This is a genomic window from Acinetobacter sp. F-1 (assembly GCF_022869025.1).
GTDB lineage: Bacteria > Pseudomonadota > Gammaproteobacteria > Pseudomonadales > Moraxellaceae > Acinetobacter > Acinetobacter pseudolwoffii.
The window spans coordinates 129,676-155,943 of record NZ_JAJKFX010000003.1 but is presented as its reverse complement, the minus strand read 5'-3'; the positions used below and the strand labels follow the sequence as shown (position 1 = coordinate 155,943).

Below are 26,268 nucleotides of genomic sequence, written 5' to 3'. Positions count from 1 at the left end.
GGGCAATCTACTACCATATTAAACAGCAGTTGCAGCTTTTTTAGCTTGAGCAGCTAAAGAAGCAACGCGATCTGAAGGTTGAGCACCTTGAGAAACCCAGTGAGCAAAACGGTCAGCATCTAAACGAAGTTTTTCTGCTTTACCTTGAGCTGTCGGGTTGAAGAAACCGATACGTTCGATGAAACGACCGTCACGTGCATTGCGGCTATCAGTTACAACGATTTGATAGAACGGACGTTTTTTAGCACCACCGCGAGTAAGACGAATAACAACCATGATAGAACCTTATAGTTTTTACGGATTATCCTTGTACCGACCATCGATACAGCTCAAACCCCTTTCATAGAGGGCAGTATTTTACTTGAACTTTGCCCTGAATGAAAGATTAAAAGTGGGTTGGCTACAATTTTGAATTTAGCGACCGTCCCAGTTTGAATTTACTGCTAAAGCACTACCACAGGCACTGGCAGTCGCTGTTACTTTTGACCAGTAACGTTGACCAGTATCATCCAAACAACTTACCCCATCATTCTTCTGACTTCCTGTGGGTGAAGGTACAGCACTTAGCACCCAGCTTGTTGCTGCTGTATTAAAACTTAAATTAAGTGTATACAAACCATTTTGAGATAAAGGAGTAGCTGAAGGAAAGCCTAACTTAGTTAAATCAATCGCAGTTGTTGCATTAATCTTATAGTTAAAATTAGTTGACTTGTATTGTTGCAATCTACTTGCTATGTCAATTAACTCGGCCTGTACCTCTGTACGCTTTGTCTTTCTTACATGCTCCTGATAAGAAGGAAGAGCTACTGCTGCAAGAATAGCAATAACCGCTACCACTAACATCAGTTCAATAAGAGTAAATCCTAACCGGTTTCTTACCATGTACTCACCCCTCCTGTGCCACACCCTGTATAAGATACATTTGCTCTAGTCTGATTTTTACACTGGATTCCTGTACTCGTCATAAGAAAGGTAAAATTATTCGGATCTTGGCTTTCTGCTTTAATAGCCCATCTTTGTCCGAGCGCATTAGTATTGGTTAAAAGTTTGGCACTCTCCGTTCCATCTCGAATTGAAATAATATATTTGACAGCAGTTCCAGTACTATTTAAAGGTAGGTTTAGCTGCGCGTTAGTTGTGCTATAACCAATTAAATTTCCACTATTATCTTTATACAAATAGCTAGGATCAAAACCTAAATAGCTGAAATTTTTACCTTTATGACGCTCCAACTGCTCTGCTAGCTTTTGTATTTCCTGCTGGGCCTGACCAGCGATTGCCTTTCGGGTATGAGTCTGATAGCTCGGGATTGCAATCGTGGCAAGAATAGCCACAATTGCAACCACCACCATTAATTCAATTAATGTAAATCCTTGTTGCGGCATACGCATAGTCCAATGATTATTGTGCATATTTTTCATACCAGCGATTTGGAATAAAACGTAAGGAACCGCCTGTTTCCAGGAACTTTCCATTTGCTCCACATGCCGCACCTTTACATGGACTACAGTTAGGTCCTGAGCAAACATCATTTGGATCAGGTACCACCAGACTCCGTTTATTTGGATCATTATCTGTACTGCCCACATTTGGACTTACAATCCCTGATCCTAAATTATAAGTGTAATTCGCATCCTGCTTACATACACCTGTTGGCAAACATAAACGCTGTGTAAAACTATGCCCTTTTACCCCAGCACCACAACTTGAAGTAGTACCATTATTAGATGCGTCATATTGAGTAACATATAGACTACCCTCTAAAGCAATTGGAGTAGTTAGACCTTTAATAATGTTTGCTGCAGCTTCACTACCATCAAACTTTTTATTAAACACATAATACCAGCCTCCCCACCCACTAGTTTTATTTACTGTAGTTGAAGACGTAGCGTTATTGACATATCTCAGCTGGGTAGGGGCTGGACTGGTAGCGGAGCTACTAGCCAATGTTCTTGCTTCCATATTTGAAGTTGGATAACGTCCTTCAGCAGTACTTGGATAAGCATCATAATCATAGATCGCATAGGCAGCATCGTATTGTAAACCTAGAGGATCTTTCTTCTGTGCCGAATCTACTGTACCTACCAATGGCGAACTCTGATTACCAGACACAAAGGTAGCGACTACAATATTTCCGCCATAAATAGCATTACTACCTGCGCTATAGTGAGCCGTGAAGGCTGGCATCGTATAAAAACGCGGACTAGTACCATTATTTTGATGCAGATTTAAAATCCTGTTAGCTTGTGCAGTAAATGTCGTCGCACCATCATTCTTGAAATCCACCCTAAACGCTTGTCCCGCAAGATCACCAAAATATAAATGGTCAATCACCCCATCATTATTACGGTCTACAGTACGAATCTGACTTACAACACTATATTTTAAGTGATCATTAGTACTAGAGTCTGCATTCCATAATAGATCCCCGGTATCAGCATCAAACATATACACTCCTGCACCAATTTCTTTATTGGTTGAAGTCGCATTTTCCTGTTTGTAATTGTAGATTTCATATCCAGCATAACCCGTACGGATACCATTGATCTTCAAACCATCTCCATCAACTCCGCCCGCATCGTACCCTCCTCCGACAATCATGACGAGTTTACGTTTGCCTTGCCAGTTAATATAGCCAAGGCTTGGTTTAGACCAGCTCTGGCCCATTTTACTTAATGCACTAAAAGACTTACCGGTAGGATTTTTTTGCGAATATACTTTGCCTGTGCTTGGATCAATATGGAATTTAATTTTTGGACTATTAATATCGGTCAGATCCAGGGCGTAATAGCTACGTCCACCCATTCGCATTCCGCCATATACCCATTGCTTACCACTTAGATTTTCTGTATTCCCGTCCAAATCAGTACGCGAAGAACCTTTTACCGTTAATGTTCCATCACTTTTACTGACATACTCAGTATGTGCTGTCCATTCACCATCCATTCCGTAATACAGAGCATCTTTCCCACCTGCCAGATTTCCACCTTCATTTTTAAACGTCTCTGACTGGTTTTCTATAATTTCTTTAGGCACAAAAGAAAACTTTTCTATACCAGATTCTGCATTTACTAAGTGCACTAGACCTTGAGTAGTACCAAACAGGACATAGTCTTCACGATTTTCACTTCCGATACTAATTTTACCCGTATTAGGGTCTTTCACGGCTACCGCTTTACCTTGCTGCGTAATCAGGATAGGTCGGGAATGTAGAACACTTCCCATTTGTCTTACGGTAGCTGTATAGGTAGAAAGATCCAAATCATTTGTAGAAATATCACTCGGAATATTAAAACCAAGTAGGCTCATCAATGCTCTTGAATAAGTACCATCTGTTTTAGTCTTCGCATTAGTTGTATAAGTGTGGTCAATTTTGACTAGATCTAAATTACGAGAAACTTGTTCAGCTACCGGTTTAGTTCCATCATAACTATAGTCAGTTAAGAGAGTTCTCGCAGTGACTACCTCTTTATTTATATTGACACCGAACCCTATAGGTAACTGACTTAAAGCCCCACCTTTTTTAAATATTGGTGCATTTTCTGGATAATTAACCCCAGCTTTGGCCCAGATATCAGCTAAATCTTGCAATTTACTCTTTTTCACTACCACAGTTAAATCGCTTGGTGTTTTACTTGCATAAACCCCGTTATTGACTACGTAGAATTTTTTCAAATTACCAAACCAGATTTGCTGACGCTCTACTGGATTTACTTTTGGCTCAAACTGTGGGAAGTAAGAATAAGGCTGTACAATTGCAGGGTTCAAATCATCCAATGGAATCGTTGATGAACCAGTACTCATAGATGGAATATCTTTATTTAATTGTCTGATAAAATTATTAATACTTTTGGAAACGTCTTCAGGACTTGATCCTGCGATCCAACCACCACCTCCAACCACGCCCCAGTCTTTAGCATCTTTAACGTCATCAGATTCTATACCACCTGCACCAAAGCTACTTCCAAAACCCACGACTGCCGTTTGAATCTTTAATCCTGTTGGGTTCTTTGCTGGATCTAATAAAGCTTGGGTAAATTTACCAACACACGCCCAACCATTTTCAGGTGTATCATAGCCCGCCCTTTTACCTAAAGGACTCGTAGAACAATTAAACTCACTACCGTTGGTACCTAAAGCCTGCTTCATCAAAGCATAAGCGGTACCACTCTTTCCGTCATCACCGATAGCCCACCCCCCTGGTTGCGGTTGCCCATCTGTCAAAAAGTAAATTCCCTGACCACTACATTCGCGTTTAGCTGTATTGGTTTTTTGCCCAGTTATTGAAACAGGGGCAGCATAATTAGAATTAGCTATAGAATCACTAACTGAGTTTGAAAAGCCAGAATAGGTGGCACCATCTGATACTGTAGCCGATTTAGGTTCACCTGTATTATAAAATACTTCACGATCATAACCCCCACTATCACGCCCATAAATAAAACTAGTTGATCCGGCTGGGGGTGTCCAACTGTTAGGGTTATCATGATTACACCAGCGCATTATCATAGGTGTACCATCTGGTTTTTGAAATTTTTGATAGCTATTTATTATAGAAATACATCTATTGTTATTTCTATTATTAGAAGCAGTACGTCGATTTCCCAAGGATTGATAGTAAAGAATATTATAATCACCAATACTGGTGTTCGTGCCCAATAAATAGGCAGCTGCCTCAGCATAAGCATAAGGTGTAGGTGTTCCTCCATTTGCTTGTAAATCTTTGATTGTTTCTAATAAAAGATCGCGCTGAGTTACATTTTTAGTCACTTCACGTTGTTTTTGTACTTGTCTAGTTTTAGTTTGCAATTCTTTTAATGGTACTTCTCTTGCCCCTGTTGCTTCTTCATAAAATTCTTTACAATCATTATTATTACCTTGGCTACAAATGTTAGAAGAAAGATTTGAGTTAAATCCTAAAGGTTCATATTCTGTTTGACCATCCCACCTATTACACATTAAAGTCGTTGAATTCCACTCACAGGTTTGATAGTAGGTCTTAGTGCTAGCTGGAGTAGGAGTACAGCCAAAAATTAATTCAATAATGTTACATGTTTTACGCGGTGTAGTAATAGTAAATTCCCTCCAACGAGGCTTGGCATATGGAAAGTTTTCTGTGGTCGATCCAACTATTACTTCCTCCTGATATTCTTCATCCTCCCAATAGGTTTCCATCACTTTATATGATCGAATTACTTCATCGAGTGGTCTAGCAGGGACACGAACAAAACCATTACTACCAGCAAAAGTTGCCAGCCCCATAACAATACGATCATTAACTCGCGGTACAGTTGCTGTTCCCTCAAGCACCTGACGCAAACCATCTTTTAATCGAGTTAAGCGGTCGTAACAATGGTAACCTGTAACTCCTCCTGCCGCATTCTTTTGAGCCTCACAACCTGCCACCCATTTTCTATCCGGATCAGTTTCATTTGGATACCAATACCCTGTTACTTTTTGATTTGAAGTACTTGAAGGAACCGCACAATAATAACGTGAATATAAAGGAGTCGTGGTTGTATCCTCTACTATATTATTTCTTGAGCCCACACATACACCATAATCATCCTGAATACTCATGGACGTATTATTGTATCCTACCCCATACCCCATACTGCCTGACAAGTCGAGCATCAGCATTAAAGTGGTACTACCCACACTATCTTCAGGCACTTTATAAATTTCGATGTCGCTTGCATAACTCATAGGGAGTGCAGTACATAATAAAGCGGTTAATACTGTAGAGATTCCCGCTACTTTAAATTTAGAGACAATCGTTTTTCGGAAAAATGGTGTCATATTCACTTGTTTTTTTATATATTTCATCATTAGCATTCCTCTACGATGTTCCTTTTACAGGTCTTAGGGTGTATTGCATTTCCTGATCGCTATAAGGCACATTATGTTCCTTTAAACACTCTGCTACCGTCTTATTGGCTGCCAAAGGATCATAAAAACTTGTGTAATTGGATAAGCAGTTTTGGATATCCGTTGCAGAGCTTTCACTTAAATTTGGAATAATAGAGATAACGTTGACTGCCACTTTCTGAATTTGTTGGGTTTTTGATAATTGGGCATCATCTCCTTCCAACAAATGTTCCCAATCCAGACCAGAACTATCCGCCCGAATACCCACTCGAGTCATTACTGCTGAACGGCCACTAATGAAGTCTGATTTACGGGAAATTTTGCAAAAGCCGACATTTCCCAGTTGAGAGTTTTTAATCTGATTACCCTCCCAATAGACAGCGCTTGCATTCCGGCTTCCCTCCAGACTATTCGCATCCCCACCACGAATACAGAATACAAGTTCTTTTTCCTTATTTTCCGGTCTTAATACATAAGCCAGCATTCCATCCCCAATTCTCATATTGGTTAGCGTGAAATCATCGGAAGTCTGATTTTCCAAACTAAAAAATATGGCATCAGAGGCTTGCTGAAGCAGGGCCTGCGCCTGCGTATTCGTAGCGATATTTAAGGAGGTTAAGCTTCCTCTAATTGCCCAGGTTCCCACTAAAGTTAATAGGATGAGCATAACCAGAACTACAATTAACGTGGCTCCTCGCTGTATAGATAAAGCTTTCATCGAGGATTCTCCTGAATACCAAATCCATTTCTCAGTGCTACTGTTTGGGTAACTACTTGCCTCATATACAAATTATTTTTATTATCAGCAATTAAAGGCTTATTAATATCAAAAATTTGATAGTTCTTATTTGGGTCAACAGCACTATTATTTCCCACACTATCTGGTGAACGCACCAGCATTCCTAATTGAAGAGATACAATTTGAGGTTTAGTTGCCAAAGCTAAATAATTAGGAATACTAATATAGCCAAAACGATCCAGCACCGCATCCTGGCCTGCAACTGCTGGTGATTTGGTAGCATCAACAGTGTCACTGGCGACACCTAATAAAATACGCAAATGGTCGACTCGAGGAATAATGACCTCACCGTTCCCATTTAAGTTATCAAGTTTAAGATCATTATCACCAGAATAGCTGGTAGCTTTACAGGCTAATGCTAAAGCAGCATTTGGATCATTATTTACCTTGCTATCTGATCTTAAAAAATAACGTTCGACTACATATACATTTCTAGCAATTTCAGTACCTTCACAGTCATATTTATTATTAATAGTATTGCGATACTGGATCACCAGCTGATCGCTTTTTAATCCCTGTAAATTTGAAGGTCCGATATTTCCAGCAGTCATTAAGTTATTACTCGCATCAGCTCCCGTGATCTTAAATGTTGAATTGGTACTAAGATTAGCCCTATCCAAGACAATCCCCCCATGCAATATCGAGGGATCCATAATCGGTTTACCTGAGTTTAAATTCGCTAGACGTATATTGCGCAACATATATTCCAGGCCAAAACTGGCACTATTCTGCAAATTAGCTGCGCCTTGTTGTATAGCCATATTTTTTTGAGCGGTAATATAAAGTTGTATAGCTGCAGCTGTAATAAGCAACCCCAATACTAGGGCAATCATAAGTTCGATAAGTGTAAAGCCAGATTGTGGTTTCATCCTTAATATGCCTCCATTACCAGGCATTGTGCGCCAGCTTTATATACTCCATTAGCCATACATGTAGAAATATCATCTTTTGTAATGGCTGTTTTTCCCCATGCAATATAAATACAGGTGCGACTGCTTCCTTCACACTGCTTCATCACAATCGTCTGCCCCAAACTTTCTGCCTTGCTTAAAATCTGTGTCGCATCATATTTGGCTATTTTTTGGCCATCACATGCAGGTACATAGGTAGAGCTACTTCCTAAACAGCCTGTTTCTGACTGTTTGGTGTTGATAGCAGTTACATAATGATTTAAAGCTAAACGATTAATGCGCATACGATCGGTCAAATCGCGAGCCACTGTCATGGCCATTGTTCGGTCAGTTGCTTCCGTCATCGCCTGAAGTGCACGGAGCTGCAATACCGAGAAACCGACTACTCCTACAGCCAAAATAAAAAGTGCTACCAATACTTCCATTAGTCCAACGCCATATTGTGATTTGATCATCAACATGCCCCTGCTTTATTTTCAATTTTTTCAATCACGCCTGTTCTAGAAATACTGATTTCCTTTGAGGTGGCCAATTTCGTACTGCATACTGTAAAAACGAGTGGAACCACTTGATCAATTTCCTTAGGATTAGTAGTGTTATTTTCAGGTAGAAGTGGATTAAAGCTAGGATTATCAATTTGCTTGTTTCTTTTAGTGACTAAGCCTATGGGCTGGAATACCACATCTGTTGTATCACTGGTAAGCCTTATATCACTATATTTAGAGGTCCAATAAAAAGTAGTTGCATCATTAGTGCCACTGGTAAATTTTATAGTTACCTGTTTACGCAGTGCAGCAGATTGAGCACGAGCTTGACCGAATAAATATGCAAGCTCTTTAGCAGTATTATTTAACTGTTGTTTTTTTATAGCATTTCCAAAAGAAGGAGCTGCCATCATTGCAATAATCGCCAACACTGCAATCGTGATCATTAACTCAATTAAAGTAAATCCTTGGCTTTTATACATACTCCCCCCATGGGCCTCATATTCACCCATTTAAACTATTACTTATTAAAATTACAAAAACTACACACAACAGATAAAAGGCATAAAAAAACAGATAACTGTCATTTCACAGTTATCTGCTTATTTTTAAATAAAAAATAGAATTTTAAACAGTTAACGCTCTAAGCCTGTGTTACAGGAATACGTAACTCTTTAGGTAGACTAAAGGTAATATTTTCTTCCCGCCCATCCAGCTCTTTTGGCGCTTGTGCACCCCAATCCTGTAAACGCTGAATGACTTGTTTAATCAGAATTTCCGGTGCAGATGCGCCTGCTGTCACCCCTATCTGGATCTTTTCTGCAAACCAATCCTGCTTTAGCTCATCTGCATTATCCACTAAATATGCCGCTTTACCCATACGTTCAGCCAGCTCACGTAGGCGGTTTGAATTTGAAGAGTTTGGAGAACCTACTACTAGAACCACATCACAACGTTCAGCCAAGTCGCGCACTGCATCCTGACGGTTTTGCGTGGCGTAACAAATATCGTCTTTACGTGGGCCTTGAATCAGCGGAAATTTATGACGAAGAGCATCAATCACTTTCGCCGTATCGTCAATTGATAAAGTGGTTTGCGTGACAAAAGCGACTTTTTCAGGATTGCGTACAGTTAAAGCGGCGACATCTTCTTCATCTTCAACCAGATAAATCTCACCACCATTTTTCTTGTCATACTGACCCATGGTACCTTCGACTTCAGGGTGACCTTCATGACCAATCAGAATGGCTTCTACGCCTTCACGCGCATATTTGGTCACTTCAATATGCACCTTGGTGACCAATGGACAAGTTGCATCAAAGACTTTTAAACCACGGCGTTCGGCTTCAAGTTGTACCGCTTTGGAAACACCATGTGCGCTAAAAATCACAATATTGTCATCGGGCACTTCATCAAGTTCATCAACAAAGATCGCGCCACGCTGACGTAGGTCATCGACTACAAATTTGTTATGTACCACTTCATGCCGTACATAAATTGGTGGATTAAAGCATTCTAGGGCACGGTTCACGATCGCAATCGCACGATCTACACCAGCACAAAAACCACGTGGGTTGGCTAAAACAATTTCCATAGAATCCTCAATACTCACACCATTTTTAGCGGTTCAATTGAAATAAATGTAAAACAATCGACTGGTAACTATTTAGTTTAAAGCCGGTCTACTCTAAAATAGAGAAGATATTTTATCATATCAGGAAAAATATCATGTCGGGTCTCTTGTTTGTCGTTTCTGCAGCGTCTGGAACAGGCAAAACATCCCTTGTTAAAGCCCTACTTGAGCGTGTCAATAACCTTCACGTTTCTGTGTCCCATACCACACGCGGTCAACGACCTGGCGAACTCGATGGCGTGCACTATCATTTCTCCCAGAAAGACGATTTTTTAAATCTGGTCAATGAAGGTGGTTTTATTGAATACGCAGAAGTATTCGGTAATTACTACGGTACTGCACAGGCGACCGTTAAAGAACAACTGGCCAAAGGTCATGATGTGCTGCTGGAAATTGACTGGCAAGGTGCACAACAAGTCCGTCGACTTTTTCCTGAATCTCAACAAATTTTTATCTTGCCACCAAGTCAGTTTGACCTGCGTGAACGTCTGTCTAACCGGGGTACCGACACAGTTGATGTGATTGAACATCGTCTGAGCTGTGCAGTGGAAGATATGCAGCAATATAGCAACTTTGACTATATTATTATCAATGATGACTTTAACAAGGCACTGCATGATCTCGAAGCGGTCATTATCGCCAATCGTCTGACTTTGTCGCAGCAAGCCAACCGTCATGAAAAACTGATTCAGCAACTGATCACACCCACTGAACAGTGATTAAAACTTGAGTCTATAGACAAAGCCTTTTATACTGTGCAGTCTGTTAAAATTTATTATTCAAACGAGAATTCTTATGGCACGCGTCACCGTTGAAGATTGTTTAGACCATGTAGACAACCGCTTTGAGCTTGTACTAGTGGCAAGCAAGCGCGCGCGTCAATTGGCACGTCAAGGTATTGAACCAACTGTAGAATGGGACAATGACAAACCGACTGTTGTTGCTTTACGTGAAATCGCTGCAGGTCATGTATCCAAAGATATTTTGAAACAACGTGATCAGGACTATCAAACATCAAGTCTGGACCTTGCACTTTCTGCAAATAATCTAAACTTAGACGGTTTTTCTTTCCAATAAGAGATCGTCACAAAAAAAGCCTAGTTTTAAACTAGGCTTTTTTTGTTATGTGACTTTTATATTTATGCCAGAACGGTTATAACATAAGGGTTAGCTATCGAACTTGAATCCGCTTTCTATTTGTTAAAGTAAAAATTTGGCAAGCGCTACAATTCATATTTAATCAAAGCTTTCATGGTTTTATTTGTAAGAAACTCAGTTTTAAAGGTGTTTTATGCCAGGCCCACAGGTCAGTCAAGCCAAGCAACAGTTAGAGATGATGATCGACGCGTATTTAAATGAACGTGATGTCGAACGTGTGCTTGCGGCCTGTGATTATGCAGATATCGCGCATGACGGTATTGTGCGTAAAAGTGGCGAACCCTATATCCTGCATCCGATTGCGGTGAGCTGTATCTTGGCGCATATGCGTCTGGACACTGAAACCCTGATGGCTGCTTTATTGCATGATGTGATTGAAGATACCGACTTCAATAAAGATGATATCAGCGAGACCTTTGGTTTTACCGTGGCCGAGCTGGTCGATGGCGTGACTAAACTCAGCCATTCCAGCGATAAAGAATATAATAAAGCCGCGTCATTCCGGAAAATCCTGCAAGCCACCTTACAGGATCCACGTGTCATTATTGTGAAACTGGCCGACCGCTATCACAACATGACCACTTTGGAGGCGCTGCGCCCGGACAAACGTGCGCGTATCGCCCGCGAAACCTTTGAAATTTTTGTGCCGATGGCACGTATTGTCGGCATGAATGAAATGGCCGACAACCTGGAACACCTGTGTTATCAGAATCTTGATCTGGACATGTATAACAACGTTCAGGCAGCGCTATTAGAAACCAAGCCAAAACGTTGTGAATATCAGGCGATCTGGGAACAAAAGCTGAATGACCTCTTAGAAGACTATAAAATTGAAGGTCGAATCAAAAAGAAAAATAACAATATTGAGCTGTTACGCCATTTTGTTAAAAATGATATTGACCTGCAAGAGCTGACCCATAGCCATGCCTTTGAAATTATTTTACAAAGCATTGCAGATTGTGACCGTCTGGCAGAAATTCTGACTCAAAGCTTTAAAATTCAAAGCTATGAAGATCATATTCGCCGTCCATTACCCGGTGGCAACCAGTCCTTGATGATGCGTTTAAAAGGTGAAAAAACCACGTTATCGCTCACCATTCAAACCGAACTGATGCGTAAAGCCGCACGTTTTGGTGTGGTACTGGGTGAAAATGCCCCGCAAGCCTGTCGTTCTGCAATTCAGGCCTCGATGCAAAATCTAAACGTGTTGGTCGATGGTGAATGTGCCAAAACCACCTTTAGTGAATTACTGGATTATCTGCATCAGGAAAAAATCTGGGTGTATACCCCGCATGGGCATTTACACGAATTGCCACAAGGTGCAACAGCGGTTGATTTTGCTTATGCGGCCAGCCTGTTTCTCGGTAACCATGCCATCGGGGCGAAAATTAACAATGAGACCAAACCGCTCTCTACCCCGCTAGTCAGCGGCCAGGTGGTCGAAATCATTACCGATGTCCTGGCAACCCCCAACCCGGACTGGCTCAGTTTTATTAACACCCAGAAAGCCCGCCGAGCCATTCAGAATATCTTGCGCGATCAGGATCTGGACGAACAGCGTCTGGTCGGTCAGCAAGCACTGAATCGTGCCCTAAAACTGTTTCATCGTTCGATCCGGGATCTGACCGAAGCGGACTGGAAAAACCTGCTGGAATGGCGCCATATTGCGACTCAAGAGCAGCTGTTTGAGCAGATTGCAGTCGGTGACTTATTGCCGCAACTGGTGGCCAATCATTTATTCGCCCAAGATCAGCATCAAAACATTGCCAGCTCAGGGCGCCTGATTCAGGGCACTGAAGGTGTGGATGTCAAATATGCACATTGCTGTAATCCGGTGCTGGGCGATCCGATTCAAGGTCATTTGACTCGTCGTGGCCTGATTGTGCACCGTTCACGCTGTCATAACCTGCTGCATGAACAGCATCAGCACCCTGAAAATATCATGCCATTGCAGTGGACTGCCGATGATCTGGACGATATCAGCTTTAGCGCCTATCTCAGCATTGATCTGGCCATGGATGATGAGCAGATTTCTGACCTGATTTATCAATGTCGTAAAGCACATTCAGGGGTAGAGATGGTGCGCACCCAGGATGAGCAGACCTATGTTAATATCGTGGTGCATAACCGCAAACAGATTGCCCAGATCATTCGGGACCTGCGTATGTATTTCGGTTTTCCAAGAATTACCCGTCTGACCCGGCCCGTCATTCTGAGCGAAGCATCTAAAGCGAGTTAATCATTTAAAATGATAATGCTGTTGTCGGCTGGATTGATCGAATATGATGTATGTTGATGATAAAAGGAGAAATTAATGTCCCGCCAAGTGATCCATACTGAAAATGCCCCTGCTGCCATTGGCACCTATTCGCAAGCCATTCTTGTGGGCGATACCCTGTATCTATCTGGTCAAATAGGTTTAGATCCATACAGCATGGAACTGGTTGAAGGCATTGAAGCACAGATTCGCCGTGTATTCGATAATTTAAAAGCCGTCTGCGAAGCGGCCGGTGGCTCTCTGGCAGACATCGCCAAACTGAATATTTATCTGACTGATTTATCGCACTTCCAGCTGGTGAACCAGATTATGGGTGAATATTTTGCCCAGCCTTATCCAGCACGTGCAGCACTCGGTGTTGCCAGCCTGCCAAAAGATGCTCTGGTCGAGATGGATGGCGTTGTTATCATTCAGCAATAATTTTTAAAATTTATTTAATACCTAAACTTCTATATTTCGTTTGCAATCATGAATCACTCAAGCAAAAACCCGAGCAATAATCGGATTTTTGCTTGAGTGATATTTTTTTATCTAAATCACCAATCACAATAAAAGCTATTTCAAATGATTTTTATTGACAAACGATAACAATTATCAATAATATTACTTATCTTATTTAAACACTGTGGTTGTGTCCTATGTACGTTTGTTTATGCCGTGGCATTACAGATCAAGACATTAAAGATGCTATTGCAAATGGCGCTGAAACGTATCGTGATGTGCGCGATATATTGGACTTGGGAACCTGCTGTGGCCGCTGTGCGCCAGAAGCCCGTATGATCATCAGTGATGAAGTTTCACAAATTGCGGCCCGTTTGGCTGTGGCCGCCTAAACCGAATAAAGATAATCATAAATCAATGATCTCAGATCATTCCTCCTCCCCCGCCTCTGACTCTGGCGGGTTTTTATTGCCGTTGATCTAAGCCTGGATCGATTTGATTGCGATTTTCATTTGCTGTTCTATAAATTACTCGCCATTGCCCCCTGACTTGCTTTACTATCATCCTTAGAGTGCTTTCTTAGAAAGATAAAACAGGTTCAAATGGAGTTATGTGATGAAAGGCAATCGTGATGTGATTAATCAGCTCAATCAGGTGTTGTATCACCACCTAACTGCAATTAACCAGTATTTCCTGCATTCACGCATGTTTAATGACTGGGGCATTGAGAAACTGGGCTCGGCAGAATATAAAGAATCGATCGTGCAGATGAAGCATGCCGATAAAATTATTGAACGGATTTTATTTTTAGAAGGTCTGCCAAATCTGCAACATCTGGGCAAACTGTATATCGGCCAGCATACTCAAGAAGTGCTGCATTGTGATGTACGTAAAGTTAAAGAAAACATTGAGACCATTCAGAAAGCTGTTGCACTGGCTGAAACTGAAATGGATTATGTGACCCGTGATCTGGTACAGGAAATTCTGGAAAAAGAAGAAAATTATCTGGACTGGACGACCACGCAAATCGATCTGATTGAAAGTGTGGGTATCGAAAACTATATTCAAAGTCAGCTCTAAGATTCGATTCACAATAAAAAAGCCAGCATTTTCTGGCTTTTTTTGTACTTATTGGCGCGGCATATCCCGAGTCACTTCTGCATAGCTGAGTTCAGTTTTCTGAATCGTATTTAAACGCTGAAGTTGATGCTGTGCTTCATCTACATAGCCATTGTAAGCCAATAAACGAATATATTTTAAGAAGTTGTATTTGGTTGGATAACTCACCACCAACTTTTCATATTGATGAATTTCATCTTCGCTCATTTTGCGATAAGGATTGACTCGAATCCAGTCAATGCGGTGATTAAACTCGGTCAGCAGATAGATCGGCTTTTGATTGGTGATGTTTTCAGGCTGCATTTCATAGCGAATACTTTGTCCAAGTTTTGGCACAGCAACATCATAATCGCGATAAATCAAAATTAATAAAAGTAACCCAACAACAAAAATGAATTTCATGCCGATTGATGGCATAACTATTATTTTAATTTTTAGATTTTGCGCCAATACCGTGCCCAGAATAAAACCGACTGGCAACAGGAAATAGGCATAATGCTGTGGAAACTCAAACATGGCATGCGTGACAAATGCTCCAATCATCAAGATCCCGATGACAGATTCTGGGGTATTGACCCAGCGTTGTAGCTGATAACCCCAATAACCCAAATAGGCCAGAAATGGCAGACCGATGAGCAGTCCATTCCAGAGTAAAAAGTCCAGAATAAAATTATGCGCGCTACGAATCCAGACTGGGCCTTGCATGGTATCGCTAATCGAGACAAAAGCCACACTAGTTTGATACCAACCATAGCCAAACCATGGTTGCGCCTGAATGGCTGCCAGCATCTGCTCCCAGATTGCGAGGCGTGACATATCACCGGTGGCACGCGACACCACATCCCGACTTTGCACCACATCCGCATCCATCGCCTGTGCAGCGAGCTGACTGAGTAATGGAAACGCCACGATACAGGCAATAAAGAAGATCAACCAAGCTGTGCTGTAGTACCATTTCAGGCGAATAATACCTTTATATTGATAGAACGCCAGATACAGTATGATCGCAATCGCAGCCACCCACGCGGTACGTGACTGACTTAAAGCCACTCCCATAACAATCACAACAGCGCAGGCAAATAGCCATTTGCTCTGGATTTTTTTCTTTTCATACAGGTAGAGGCAGCTCATCAAGGCCATGACCAAGAAAGTCGCCATATTATTCGGTTGAGCAAAGTTGGCATAAGGTCGCTGGTTGCCGCTAATATTCACCATACCTGGCAATATTGCATCCAGATTTGTCCATTGGCAAATTGCGATAATGCCTGTGGCGGTACCTGAAGCCAGAAACACATAGCTCAGATTAATAAAGGTTTCTTCCCGGCTATAGTTTCCTATTGAAAAGTTATAACCCAGTACACTGGCCAGCCAAAAACTAAACACGAAAATAAAGCCCATCATGGCGATGCTAAAGAAAAACACCTGCCCTGCCAACAAATGTACAAGGGGTACACAGGCGAGTAGTAATAATGGCAAACTTACTACAGGCAATTTTATTTTTTCTTTTAAGCAAATTGCGGCTAATGCAAATAGTGCAAAAAAAGCGTACAGCTCACCGGTATAGGTCACCCACGGCCGATAATGAATGGGCATGAGCCACGCGAGGGAGATCAGGATTGCTGCGATAAGGGCAAGCGTGAATTTCATGGAAACATCAGGCCGTAGAAGTTTGGCACATGATAAACAAAAAAGCAGATTTAAGGTAATTAGATCTTACTTTATAAAATTTTCAATTCTGATTAAGCATATAGTGAGCAGGAACTGACATTTATTGTCACTTAGTTACATAAATTTACTTATATATTTTTTAGATTTTTAAACTATTAAACAATCTATTGATTTAATGAGAAATTATTTAGTAATATACTTTGGCACACTTTGTGCAAACTATAAATTAGCTTACAAAGCTTATAAATAAATTAACAAAACATTTGTGGAGAATGTTATGAACGCTCAAAAAGGCTTTACATTGATCGAGCTGATGATAGTTGTCGCTATTATTGGTATTTTAGCTGCAATTGCGATTCCTGCTTATCAAACTTACATTGCTAAATCTCAAGTATCAGCAGGTCTAGCCGAAATTGCAGGAGTTAAAACTGGGTATGAAGCCCAAGTAAATGAAGGTACAGCCATTGCTGGACTTGGTCAGATTGGTTTTGCTGCTACTTCAAGTACTCGTTGCTCTGCTTACGGTGCAACAGCTGTCTCTAGCACTGGAGCAGCAGCTTCTGCTATTACGTGTACATTAGCTGGCACACCATCTATTTCTGGCGGAATTTTAGCCTTAAATAGAGTCGCAGATGGTACTTGGACCTGTACTTCAACAGTAGATGTTAAATACTTACCTAAAGGATGCACAAAAGCCACTCCAGCAGCTGGTGCTATTGTTGCCCTGTAAAAGTGTGTTTTAACATAAAAAACGTATCTAAATTAGATGCGTTTTTTGTTTAAGCTCAAAATTTTCTAATAATAACGAATTACACTTTTCCAGCAGTTTTTCATAATTTCCCTTGAGCTGCTCATAAGCACTTTTTACAGGTTTGGTCTTAATTTTAGCTTATTCAATCTATTGTTCAAGTGAAAGAACATTTTGTCCTGCTTCTAGCGCAGCCAACTTAATTACCTCAATTAATGCAGCATAACGGCTCTTTTTAATCGAACCACGCTTCTGCCCAGCTTCAAGTGCCACGGTGTCGTTATTAATCGTCGAGCCTTTTTGATAGGATAGTGGACTTGTTGGCTTTTAAACGCTCTAAGGCAGCATAATATTCAATAAAATACACTCAATTTGTTAAAAAATCACCCCAGAATAATCGGTTTGTTCCCTAATTCATTTTCTAAATCATCTGTTTTACGATCATAATATTGATCTAACACGTGTCCAATCTCTTTTACGCCTTCAATTACACCTTCTTTAAATTTCTTTTGCTTTAATTGCTGAATGATATTTTGGCAAATCTGATCCCAGACTTGTTGAGTTGTCGCCTGTTTGATTCCTCGATCAATCACAATTTCAACCTTATGCTCACACAAGTTTAAATATAGCAATACCCCACTATTATATTCAGTATCCCAAACCCCAAGTTCAGCAAAAAGCTGTCGGGCACGGCAGAGCGTATCTTGATAATAGGCTGATCGTGTAGATAAGCATCCCTCGATTACGACTTGAATTTCTCCGACATGACCATGCTCTGCTTCTTCAACAGCTAGTGCAATCGCATGTTGATCCTGCTTGGAGAAAAAACGCTTGGTTGCCGGCATATAAAAGAAATGCTTGAGCCAGCGTTTAAAACTCGGCCGTGCATACTCTTCCAGCTTCGGCTGTGTGACAATCTCTGTTGTATCTGTAGTTGTTACCATGAGCCTGATGCTCCTCCCCCACCAAAACCGCCACCGCCTCCACCGAAGCCGCCGCCCCCAAAACCACCACGGCCACTACCGCCGCCTCGACCACCACCGGCCAAGAAGGCATGTAATATCAGCTGGGCTATAGAAGTTATCAATAAAAAGAAAATACCTGCGCCAATCATCAAACTTGCAAGCAGCCCCATGCCATTCACCAATCCTGCAGCAGTCCCTGCAACTGCGGCAGTCGCAGCGCTCAGTTTTCTGCCGAAAATCATGGAACCTATGACACCTGCGACAATAATAAACAGCACACTACTGAACGTCGCCTTGCTGGCTTTTTGTGCCTGATAAGCCTGTTCCTGACGCTCTTTGATTTCATCCGCGGCCTGTGCTGCAATTTCAGGATCTAAATTTAAAATTCGTTCAATTTCGGTTAGTCCGGAATCAATGCCTTGCGCATACTGGCCTTGCTTAAAAAATGGCGTAATTTTGTCATGAATAATACGGCCCGCCACTATATCGGGTAGCACCCCTTCCAAGCCATAACCGGTCAAAATTTGAATACGGCGATCATTGATGGCAATGGTCATCAACAAACCATTATCCCGTTTGGCCGAACCGAGCTGCCAGGCGTCGGCTATCCGCATGGAATAATCAAAAATGTCTTCCTGTCCCGTGGTTGGAACAATCACGACACCAACCTGGCCTTTACCGGCATTATGCAAGTTTAAAATGCGTTGACTAATCACCTGTTTTTCAGCTGGACTAAGTAAATTGGCCTGATCAATCACCGGTTCATTCAGACTGGGTAAATCACGCTGAATCTGGCCTTCAGCCATATCATTGGCAATTTGTGGCTGCTGGGCTGGTGTTACTTCAGTATCCGTTTGGGCTGTTTGAGAATTACTCACAGCCGGCTTTTGCAATATTTCGCGCGCCACAATGACTTCTTCAGTATCCGTAGCTGTGGCGGTTTCTGCTGATACAGGCACTACCATCCCCATGGCCAACATGAGGAGCAACCCGGCACAGTATTTCAGCAGCATCTCAGACATCTGATTTCTCGCTTATTTACAAGTCAGTCATTATTCAAAGGAAACCGTTGGAGCTTTTTGGGCACTTTGCTCGGCACTAAAGTTTGGTTTGGTATCCATACCAATTACTTTGGCGGTCATCACTTGCGGGAATTGACGCGCATAAGAGTTAAAGTCCTGAACCGTAGTGATATAACGGTTACGTGCCACAGCGATTCTATTTTCAGTACCTTCGAGCTGTACCTGTAAATCACGGAACTGCTGATTGGCTTTCAGGTCTGGATAATTCTCAGTCACCGCCAATAAACGCGACAAAGCACTGGTCATTTGCGACTGCGCTTCCTGATAACGCTGGAATAATGCAGGATCTTCCAGTACTTCACGATCCACTTTTAAACCGGCAACATTGGCACGTGCTTGAGTCACTTCAGTTAAGACCTGCTCTTCATGCGCGGCATAGCCTTTGACTACATTGACCAGATTCGGCACCAGATCGGCACGGCGCTGATACTGGTTTTGCACTTCAGACCATGATGCGGTGACCGCTTCATCTTTCACCTGCAAAGTGTTATAGCCACATCCTGTGAGGGTCAAAGTACTGGCCAGCATCAGGGTTATTAAAGATTGTTTTAATAGACGCATGATGTTTATCCTCAATTATTTATTGATATTTATTTAATTAATTTGATTTTAAACAGTATTTTCTAAAGTTTTGTTACTTTTTATAATATTTTTTAATGGACTGTCTTTCCGTTGAATCAGACTCAAAAATAAAAAACCCGCCGAAGCGGGTTTTCTTGAATGATATGCGTTGATGGCTAACGATTAGATATCCAGATAATCCAGAATTCCTTCTGCAGCCTGACGGCCTTCCCAGATCGCAGTAACCACCAAGTCAGAACCGCGTACCATGTCACCACCGGCAAAGATTTTTGGATTTGAAGTCTGGAATTTGTATTGCTGCTGTTCAGCAGCAATAACACGCCCCGAACCATCCAGATTAATTTCTACATCGGTGAACCAATCTGCTGGACTAGTACGGAAACCGAAAGCAAGCAGGACTGCATCCGCCGGAAGAATTTCTTCTGAACCCGGAATCGGCTCTGGACTACGGCGACCACGGCTATCTGGCTCACCTAGCTGAGTAGTAATAAATTTCACGCCAGTCACTTTGCCATTTTCACCAACAATCTCGATTGGCTGACGGTTGAATTGAAATTCCACCCCTTCTTCACGTGCATTTTGTACTTCACGGCGTGAACCCGGCATGTTTTCCTCATCACGACGATAAGCACAAGTTACTGTCTCAGCACCTTGACGAATCGAAGTCCGGTTACAATCCATCGCTGTATCACCACCGCCCAGCACAATGACTTTTTTGCCTTGTACGCTGATGTATTCAGCCGGATCTTTTTCCCAGCCTTGGGTACGGTTGACATTGGCAATCAGGAAATCCAGTGCATCAACAACACCATCCAGGTCTTCGCCGGCAAAACCACCTTTCATATAGGTATAGGTTCCCATGCCCATGAATACCGCATCATAATCGGCAAGTAACTGGTCAATCGTGACATCGGTGCCAATTTCAGTATTGAGACGGAATTCGACGCCCATACCGGTGAAAATTTCACGGCGGCGTTTCATCACATCTTTTTCCATTTTAAATTCTGGAATACCAAATGTTAAAAGGCCACCAATTTCCGGACGTTTGTCAAACACGACGGGTTTTACGCCGGCACGAACCAAAATATCCGCACAGCCAAGTCCGGCAGGACCTGCACCAATAATCGCGACTTTTTTATTGGTCCACTTTACATTGGACATGTCTGGACGCCAGCCCAAAGCAAAGGCGGTATCATTGATATATTTTTCAGCATTGCCAATGGTGACTGCACCGAAACCGTCGTTCAGGGTACAGGCCCCTTCACATAAACGGTCTTGCGGACAAACACGGCCACAGACTTCCGGCAAGGTATTGGTCTGGTGGCACAGTTCCGCTGCCTGAAACAAACGTCCTTCAGCCACCAGTTTCAACCAGTTCGGAATGTAGTTATGTACCGGACATTTCCATTCACAATACGGGTTACCACAACCGAGACAACGATGGGTCTGATTGGCAGCGATTTCCGCAGTAAACGGTTTATAAATTTCCACAAATTCTGCTTTGCGGACATCAAGCTCTTTTTTCTCTGGATCTTGGCGTGCGACATCCAGAAATTGAAAGTCATTACTCAGGCGTTCTGCCATGTCTCTCTCCGTGGCTAGATGTAAGGGGTTCACAGTTGCCTTACATCTGGCTTTATATCTGTTCGTCGTGGAATTATTGTGGATCAGCTTGAGTTGTTTTTAACAGCGTTTGCAAGTTGGCTGCTTTCGGCTTTACCAACCAGAACTTGCGGCTGTAGAAATCAAACTCGTGGCGGATCTTGTACGCCCAAGCACTACCGGTTTCTTTAATATGTTCATCCAGGATACGGCCCAGGAAGGCTTTGTGCTCTTCCATCGCTTCGGTGGAAATACGATTCAGCTCAATCAGTTCGTGGTTATAATGATCAACGAAGTCATTATCCAGATCAAGTACATAAGCAAAACCACCGGTCATACCCGCACCGAAGTTATGTCCAACTTTACCCAGTACGGTCACGATCCCACCGGTCATATATTCACAGCAGTGATCGCCGGCACCTTCGATGACAGCAAATGCACCCGAGTTACGCACTGCGAAACGCTCGCCTGCCGTACCGGCAGCATATAACTTACCGCCAGTGGCACCGTACAAACAGGTGTTACCAATAATTGCGGTATTTTGGGTCTGGAAAGGCGAACCTTTTGGCGGGAAGATCGAGATGCGACCACCGGCCATACCTTTACCGACATAGTCGTTGGCATCACCTTCAAGACTGATGTGCAGACCACCGGCATTCCAGACACCAAGAGACTGACCTGCTGTACCGTTCAGGTTCACTTTCACCGGATAGTTTTCCATGCTCAGGTTGCCATAACGGCGGGCAATTTCACCAGATAAACGCGCACCAATCGAACGGTCACAGTTACCAATCGAGAAGTGATACTCACCGCCAGTTCCGGCTTCAATCGCAGGCAGGATTTCTGCCACCATTTGCTCTGCCAGAATACCTTTGTCAAATGGCGCATTGCCCTGTACTTCGCAGTACTGAGCTTTGCCTTGTGCCGCAGGATGTGATTCCAGTAATTTGCTCAAATCCAGATGAGCATGTTTGGCAGTTTCACCTGGCAACACTTCCAGCAAGTCGGTACGGCCAATCAGATCTTTCAGGCTTGATACACCAAGTGCAGCCAGCCATTCACGGGTTTCTTCAGCAATAAAGGTGAAGAAGTTGATCAGCATTTGTGGCTCGCCAATATAATGCTCTTGACGCAAATGGTCTTGCTGGGTTGCCACACCGGTTGCACAGTTATTCAAGTGGCAGATACGCAGGTATTTACAACCGAGTGCAATCATTGGCGTTGAACCAAAACCAAAGCTTTCTGCACCCAGAATTGCGGCTTTGACCACATCCAGACCGGTTTTTAAACCGCCATCGGTTTGTACGCGAACCTTTCCACGCAGGTCGTTGACACGAAGAGCCTGATGCGCCTCAGAAAGACCCAGCTCCCACGGTGAACCTGCATGATGAATTGAAGAAAGTGGCGAAGCCGCTGTACCACCGTCATAACCTGAAATGGTAATGAAATCGGCATAGGCTTTTGCTACACCTGCCGCAATCGTACCGACACCCGGTTCAGAAACCAGCTTAACGGACACCATCGCCTGTGGGTTAACCTGTTTTAAATCAAAGATCAACTGTGATAAATCTTCGATTGAATAGATGTCATGATGCGGAGGTGGCGAAATAAGCGTGACACCCGGTACAGAGTAACGTAAACGGGCAATCAGACCATTCACTTTACCACCCGGCAACTGACCACCTTCACCTGGTTTTGCACCTTGCGCGACTTTAATTTGCAGGACTTCTGCCGATGTTAAATACGCAGGCGTCACACCAAATCGGCCCGATGCAATCTGTTTGATTTTCGAGTTACGGATGGTGCCGTAACGCGCTGGATCTTCACCGCCCTCGCCTGAATTCGAGCGACCGCCAATCGTGTTCATGGCAATCGCAATTGCTTCATGTGCTTCAGGCGACAATGCACCCAAAGACATACCCGCAGAGTCAAAACGTGGCAGGATCTCTTCTACCGATTCCACTTGTTCAACAGGAATCGAATTATCAGTTTTCAGTTTGAACAGGTCACGAATGGTGGCAATCGGACGGTTATTCACCAGTTCGGCATATTCTTTGAAATCAGTATAGTTACCTGAACGTACTGCTTTATGCAGCGAGTTAATCACATCCGGATTAAAGGCATGATATTCCTTACCAAAGACAAACTTCAGCAAACCACCCTGATCAATGGGTTTACGGTTTTTCCAGGCAAGATCGGCCAACTGTTTCTGGTCATTTTCAAGGTCAACAAAGGTCGCACCCTGAATACGACTCGGCACACCAATGAAGCATGTATCAACCACTTCATTAGACAGACCGACTGCTTCAAATAACTGGCCACCGCGATACGAGGCTACCGTCGAAATTCCCATTTTCGATAGAACTTTGAGTAAGCCTTTCTCAATGCCTTTACGGAAATTGTTTTGTGCATAGATTGGATCACCCAAGAGCTCGCCTTTGGCGACCAGATCATTGATCACGTCATAAGCCAGATATGGATAAATCGCGGTTGCGCCAAAGCCGAGAAGCACTGCGAACTGATGTGGATCACGGGCAAAACCGGTTTCAACAATCAGGTTGGCATCGGTACGCAAACCGGTATTAATCAAGTAATGATGCACCGCACCGGTCACCATAAAGGCATTGGCTGGCAAGTGGCCTTCACGGATTTTCTTGTCTGAAAGTACCAGTAGAGTTTTGCCATCACGAATCGCTTGTGCAGCCTCGATGCAAATACGCAGAATTGCGGCTTGTAAACCTTCAGTTTCAGTATAGTTCAGGTCAATGTCAGCAATTTCGTAACCTTTACGCCCCAAGGTACGAATTTGATGCATTTTCGAGTTTGAAAGAACCGGACTGGAAATAATCAGACGGTCAGCATGTTCAGGCCCCTGTTCAAACACGTTCTGTTCACGGCCTAAACAGGTTTCCAGTGACATCACGATCGATTCACGTAACGGATCGATCGGCGGGTTGGTCACCTGCGCAAACTGCTGACGGAAATAATCCGAAACATGGCGAACCTGACGTGACAATACAGCCATGGGCGTATCATCACCCATCGATCCCACCGCCTCCTGACCACTTTCCGCGATTGGACGCAATAACTGGTCACGTTCTTCAAAGGTCACCATGAACATTTTTTGGGCCGCTTTCAGGCCATCGCCTTTTAAGCCTTGATCACATAAATATTCTTCCAGCTCGGGGCTACCTTGCAAACGTACAGAATTTTCACGTAACCATTCACGGTATGGACGCATACGTTTTAGATGATGATTCACATCTTGCGTATCCAGTACCTTGCCGGTTTGCGTATCGATGACCAGCATTTGACCTGGGCCGACACGACCTTTAGAAATCACATCTTCAGGTTGATAACCCCAGACCCCAATTTCCGACGCCAGCGTGATATAACCATTTTTGGTAATCACCCAACGTGCCGGACGCAGACCGTTACGATCCAGCATACAGATGGCATGACGGCCATCCTGAATTACCAGACCTGCCGGACCATCCCAGGCTTCCATATGTTTCGAGTTAAACTCATAGAATGCACGCAAGTCAGCATCTAGCGTTTCCACGTTCTGCCAGGCCGGCGGCACCAGCATACGTAGGGCACGGAACAGATCCATACCGCCACCGACCAGAATTTCCAGCATATTGTCCAGACTTGAAGAGTCTGAACCGGTACGGTTTACAATCGGATTCAGTTCAGTTAAGCCAGGCAATAACGGATTTTCAAATTTTGGTACCCGCGCCATGGCCCAGTTACGGTTCGCAGTAATGGTATTGATTTCACCATTGTGCGCCAGATAACGGAACGGCTGCGCCAACGGCCAGCGTGGCAAAGTATTGGTCGAGAAACGTTGGTGGAACACTACAATATGCGATTCCAGACGCGGATCCGCCAGATCGGTATAAAAATCGGCAATCGCTTCCGGCATCATCAGGCCTTTATAGCTGATGACTGTTGAACATAAGGTGGTGACATAGAATGAAGTGTCATTTACCAGCAACTGTTCTGCACGACGACGCGCCAGGAATAATTTGCGGTTAAATTCAACTTCAGTCACACCCATCGGGCAATTGACAATAATCTGCTCAAATGCCGGCATCGATTGCAAGGCAATTTCACCCAAAGCATTGACATTGGTTGGAATCAGACGCCAAGCCAGAACGATTAAACCTTCAGCTTCAATTTCTTTGTTTAAAACCTGTTTGGCATGTGCAGCAAGGGCAGGATCAAGATTCAGGAATACCGAACCCACAGCAAAGACTTCACTTAAAGTCGTATCACTTAAGCGCTTTGCTTCTTCACGGAAGAATTTCTTCGGCATCGCCAACAGCAGGCCACAACCATCCCCAGTCTTACCATCCGCGGCAATACCACCACGGTGGGTCATACAACTCAGACTATGAATCGCGGTCTTGACGAGATCATGGCTTGCATCACCCTGCATATGGGCGATTAAACCGAAACCACAGTTATCTTTAAACTCATCCGGTTGGTATAAACCTTGAGCGGGAGCTACATTATTAGGCGATGGCATGTGCATAGCGTACCCTTCTTTCACGAAGCCTCAATAGGCTGTTAAACAATCTAAATTCTTCTCTGCGCTGCGTTGAATGGACTTTCGAAGACCGTTTTAATCAAGCAAAATTTTTCCTCTTTATTTCTTCAGCGTAGTCCTTTTTTAGACCGAATGCATAAAAAATAAAGTTTATTTTGCTGATGAATAACATAAAAATCAGGAATAAATATGACATTCATACGGTGTCATCGAATCATTTTTCGCGCTAAAACAGGGAGATTAATTCAATTCATGCACCAATAAAGCAAATTCCATGCCAACAAACAGCGCATAAATTAAAACAATACAGATGACAAAGATTTAGCGTAGAACAGCACTCTAAGGGTTAATTTTAATGTGCATTTTTTGCACCAAAA

At 42.9% G+C, this 26,268-nt stretch carries 22 protein-coding genes and 1 pseudogene; 7 read left to right on the top strand and 16 right to left on the bottom strand.

Annotated features, from left to right (window positions below; translation table 11 throughout):
* Nucleotides 1-18: 18 nt before the first annotated feature.
* The 9 genes from rpsP to ispH form a co-directional block, all read right to left on the bottom strand.
* The gene (gene rpsP / locus LOZ91_RS04455; protein WP_005094274.1) at nt 19-276 is read right to left on the bottom strand and encodes a 30S ribosomal protein S16; all 258 of its coding nucleotides are present in this window, start codon (nt 274-276) and stop codon (nt 19-21) included.
* A gap of 138 nt (nt 277-414) precedes the next feature.
* Entirely contained in the window at nt 415-882 is a 468-nt protein-coding gene (locus LOZ91_RS04450) for a type IV pilin protein (RefSeq protein ID WP_224216230.1), read from the bottom strand.
* A complete protein-coding gene (locus LOZ91_RS04445) occupies nt 876-1,391 on the bottom strand; it encodes a prepilin-type N-terminal cleavage/methylation domain-containing protein (RefSeq protein WP_244782754.1) in 516 nt (171 codons plus the stop codon). The genes LOZ91_RS04450 and LOZ91_RS04445 overlap by 7 nt, the downstream gene beginning before the upstream one ends.
* A 10-nt stretch (nt 1,392-1,401) precedes the next feature.
* A complete protein-coding gene (locus tag LOZ91_RS04440; protein WP_244782727.1) occupies nt 1,402-5,829 on the bottom strand; it encodes a PilC/PilY family type IV pilus protein in 4,428 nt (1,475 codons plus the stop codon).
* Nucleotides 5,830-5,839: 10 nt separating this feature from the next.
* Nucleotides 5,840-6,586: a PilX N-terminal domain-containing pilus assembly protein gene (locus LOZ91_RS04435; RefSeq protein WP_244782726.1), complete on the bottom strand. Its 747-nt coding sequence runs from the start codon at nt 6,584-6,586 to the stop codon at nt 5,840-5,842.
* The gene (locus tag LOZ91_RS04430; protein ID WP_244782725.1) at nt 6,583-7,536 is read right to left on the bottom strand and encodes a PilW family protein; all 954 of its coding nucleotides are present in this window, start codon (nt 7,534-7,536) and stop codon (nt 6,583-6,585) included. The genes LOZ91_RS04435 and LOZ91_RS04430 overlap by 4 nt, the downstream gene beginning before the upstream one ends.
* Before the next feature lie 2 nt (nt 7,537-7,538).
* Nucleotides 7,539-8,033, bottom strand: a complete 495-nt coding sequence (pilV, locus tag LOZ91_RS04425; RefSeq protein WP_048881848.1) for a type IV pilus modification protein PilV — start codon at nt 8,031-8,033, stop codon at nt 7,539-7,541.
* Entirely contained in the window at nt 8,033-8,545 is a 513-nt protein-coding gene (locus LOZ91_RS04420) for a prepilin-type N-terminal cleavage/methylation domain-containing protein (RefSeq protein ID WP_244782724.1), read from the bottom strand. The genes pilV and LOZ91_RS04420 overlap by 1 nt, the downstream gene beginning before the upstream one ends.
* Nucleotides 8,546-8,706: 161 nt before the next feature.
* Nucleotides 8,707-9,657 carry a 4-hydroxy-3-methylbut-2-enyl diphosphate reductase gene (gene ispH, locus LOZ91_RS04415; protein ID WP_244782723.1) on the bottom strand — a complete coding sequence of 317 codons (951 nt, stop codon included), beginning with the start codon at nt 9,655-9,657 and terminating at the stop codon, nt 8,707-8,709.
* A 134-nt stretch (nt 9,658-9,791) separates the two neighbouring features.
* On the opposite strand from ispH, the gene gmk reads away from it, so the two are divergent.
* The 6 genes from gmk (at nt 9,792) to bfr (ending at nt 14,653) form a co-directional block, all read left to right on the top strand.
* Nucleotides 9,792-10,415 (top strand): guanylate kinase, encoded by a 624-nt coding sequence (gene gmk, locus LOZ91_RS04410; protein WP_005094292.1) that lies wholly within the window; start codon nt 9,792-9,794, stop codon nt 10,413-10,415.
* Nucleotides 10,416-10,491: 76 nt separating this feature from the next.
* On the top strand, nt 10,492-10,773 hold the full coding sequence (gene rpoZ / locus LOZ91_RS04405; protein ID WP_004650579.1) for a DNA-directed RNA polymerase subunit omega: 282 nt from the start codon (nt 10,492-10,494) through the stop codon (nt 10,771-10,773).
* A gap of 214 nt (nt 10,774-10,987) precedes the next feature.
* A complete protein-coding gene (locus LOZ91_RS04400) occupies nt 10,988-13,093 on the top strand; it encodes an HD domain-containing protein (protein ID WP_159516313.1) in 2,106 nt (701 codons plus the stop codon).
* Nucleotides 13,094-13,168: 75 nt separating this feature from the next.
* Nucleotides 13,169-13,552, top strand: coding sequence for a RidA family protein (locus tag LOZ91_RS04395; protein WP_005263848.1), 384 nt, complete (start codon nt 13,169-13,171; stop codon nt 13,550-13,552).
* A 218-nt stretch (nt 13,553-13,770) separates the two neighbouring features.
* On the top strand, nt 13,771-13,965 hold the full coding sequence (locus LOZ91_RS04390) for a bacterioferritin-associated ferredoxin (RefSeq protein WP_004732422.1): 195 nt from the start codon (nt 13,771-13,773) through the stop codon (nt 13,963-13,965).
* A 223-nt stretch (nt 13,966-14,188) separates the two neighbouring features.
* A complete protein-coding gene (bfr, locus tag LOZ91_RS04385) occupies nt 14,189-14,653 on the top strand; it encodes a bacterioferritin (protein WP_004896252.1) in 465 nt (154 codons plus the stop codon).
* A 48-nt stretch (nt 14,654-14,701) separates the two neighbouring features.
* Here the strand turns inward: bfr and LOZ91_RS04380 are convergent, their stop codons facing one another.
* Complete coding sequence (locus tag LOZ91_RS04380) at nt 14,702-16,339, bottom strand: O-antigen ligase family protein (protein WP_244782722.1); 1,638 nt, start codon at nt 16,337-16,339, stop codon at nt 14,702-14,704.
* Between the two features lie 298 nt (nt 16,340-16,637).
* On the opposite strand from LOZ91_RS04380, the gene LOZ91_RS04375 reads away from it, so the two are divergent.
* Nucleotides 16,638-17,090, top strand: a complete 453-nt coding sequence (locus LOZ91_RS04375; protein WP_244782721.1) for a pilin — start codon at nt 16,638-16,640, stop codon at nt 17,088-17,090.
* A gap of 27 nt (nt 17,091-17,117) precedes the next feature.
* On the opposite strand, the pseudogene LOZ91_RS04370 reads toward LOZ91_RS04375, so the two are convergent.
* From LOZ91_RS04370 to gltB, 6 genes and pseudogenes are all read right to left on the bottom strand, one after another.
* A pseudogene (locus LOZ91_RS04370) lies at nt 17,118-17,475 on the bottom strand (hypothetical protein).
* Between the two features lie 16 nt (nt 17,476-17,491).
* A complete protein-coding gene (locus LOZ91_RS04365) occupies nt 17,492-18,052 on the bottom strand; it encodes a TPM domain-containing protein (RefSeq protein WP_244782720.1) in 561 nt (186 codons plus the stop codon).
* The gene (locus LOZ91_RS04360) at nt 18,046-19,095 is read right to left on the bottom strand and encodes a TPM domain-containing protein (protein ID WP_244782719.1); all 1,050 of its coding nucleotides are present in this window, start codon (nt 19,093-19,095) and stop codon (nt 18,046-18,048) included. The genes LOZ91_RS04365 and LOZ91_RS04360 overlap by 7 nt, the downstream gene beginning before the upstream one ends.
* Before the next feature lie 30 nt (nt 19,096-19,125).
* The gene (locus LOZ91_RS04355; RefSeq protein ID WP_244782718.1) at nt 19,126-19,716 is read right to left on the bottom strand and encodes a LemA family protein; all 591 of its coding nucleotides are present in this window, start codon (nt 19,714-19,716) and stop codon (nt 19,126-19,128) included.
* A gap of 183 nt (nt 19,717-19,899) precedes the next feature.
* Nucleotides 19,900-21,321, bottom strand: a complete 1,422-nt coding sequence (locus tag LOZ91_RS04350; RefSeq protein ID WP_244782717.1) for an FAD-dependent oxidoreductase — start codon at nt 21,319-21,321, stop codon at nt 19,900-19,902.
* Nucleotides 21,322-21,394: 73 nt separating this feature from the next.
* Nucleotides 21,395-25,870, bottom strand: coding sequence for a glutamate synthase large subunit (gltB, locus tag LOZ91_RS04345; protein WP_244782716.1), 4,476 nt, complete (start codon nt 25,868-25,870; stop codon nt 21,395-21,397).
* Nucleotides 25,871-26,268: the final 398 nt, after the last annotated feature.